This is a genomic window from Pseudomonas sp. MIL9, assembly GCF_016887925.1.
Taxonomy (GTDB): domain Bacteria; phylum Pseudomonadota; class Gammaproteobacteria; order Pseudomonadales; family Pseudomonadaceae; genus Aquipseudomonas; species Aquipseudomonas mohnii.
Genome location: NZ_JAFEHE010000059.1, coordinates 1 through 850, shown reverse-complemented (window position 1 = coordinate 850; position 850 = coordinate 1). Strand labels below are relative to the sequence as shown.

The window sequence follows — 850 nt, the reverse complement described above, 5'->3', positions numbered from 1 at the left end:
GTGTCGGCCCTGGCAGAGTGGGTCGATTTCAGTCCGCAGGTGCCGGTTGGCACCGGCGTCGGGGAGTTTGTGAAGTGGTATCGGCAGTTTTATCAAATTTGAAACGTTCGCCTTTGACAGCGGAAAAACCACAAGGCGAGGGAGACACCATGAGCCAGGACATTTTTGTATCGGTACTGATCCCCGCGAAGAACGAAGCGAACAATCTCAAGCCCTTGCTTGAGGAGGTTCGCGTGGCGCTGGCGGATGAGTCTTATGAAATCATCGTGGTCGACGATGGCAGTACCGATGCCACCTTGCACGAACTGCAGCAGGCCAAAAACAATGGTCTGAGCCAGTTACGCATCCTGCATCATGATCGCTCGCTGGGCCAAAGCACTTCGCTGTACCACGCGGCACAGGCCGCTCGCGGGCAGTGGCTGGCCACGCTCGATGGCGATGGGCAGAACGACCCGGCGGACATCCCGGGCATGCTGGCGCTGGTGCGTAACCAGCCAGCCAATGGTGATTTGCAACTGGTAGCGGGCCACCGGGTCAACCGCCGCGACACGGCGAGCAAGCGCTGGGCTTCGCGTTTCGCCAACGGCCTGCGCAGCCGCCTGCTCAAGGATGCTACGCCAGACACTGGCTGTGGCTTGAAACTGATTCAACGCGCGGCGTTTTTGCGCCTGCCGTACTTCGACCATATGCATCGGTACATTCCAGCACTGATCCAGCGCCACAATGGCCGAATGGTCGTCCATCCGGTCAACCACCGGCACCGCACTGCCGGCGTGTCCAAGTACGGAAATATCGACCGCGCCCTTGTCGGCATTCTCGACCTCTTCGGGGTGTGGTGGTTGATCAAGCG

1 protein-coding gene and 1 pseudogene are annotated in these 850 nt (G+C 59.8%); both read left to right on the top strand.

The features are described 5' to 3' along the window. Window positions 1–102 (top strand): annotated as a pseudogene (locus JQF37_RS31645) (protein CapI); the annotation flags it as partial. Window positions 103–149: 47 nt separating this feature from the next. Further along, window positions 150–850: glycosyltransferase family 2 protein (locus JQF37_RS31215; protein WP_130211661.1), on the top strand; the 701-nt coding region annotated here is incomplete at its 3' end.